We start from the raw sequence: 259 nt of genomic DNA, 5'->3' as shown, positions 1-259 counted from the left end.
CCTTCGACGTTTAAGAGCTTAACTTCTGTGTTCGAGATGGGAACAGGTGTATCCTCTTAGCTATCACAGCCATACTTGTTTACTTTTCTTTCAATATATTTCTGTTTAATACCCTCACAACTAAAGAGTATATATTTCTGGTCAAGCTTTCGATTTATTAGTATCAGTTAGCTTTGATGTTACCACCTTTACACCTCTGACCTATCTACGACATTTTCTTTATCGAATCTCTCTTGCATTTCTGCAACAGGAAATCTCA

The 259-nt window shown here is 36.3% G+C and carries 2 rRNA genes; both read right to left on the bottom strand.

From position 1 onward, the window contains the following. Positions 1–74, bottom strand: a 5S ribosomal RNA gene (gene rrf, locus VJI94_RS08495); the annotation flags it as partial. Between the two features lie 63 nt (positions 75–137). Beyond that, positions 138–259: ribosomal RNA gene (locus tag VJI94_RS08490) — 23S ribosomal RNA — on the bottom strand; the annotation flags it as partial.

The sequence above is a fragment of the Parvimonas sp. D9 genome, assembly GCF_035282565.1.
Taxonomy (GTDB): domain Bacteria; phylum Bacillota; class Clostridia; order Tissierellales; family Peptoniphilaceae; genus Parvimonas; species Parvimonas micra.
This window is presented reverse-complemented; position numbering and strand designations above follow the sequence as displayed.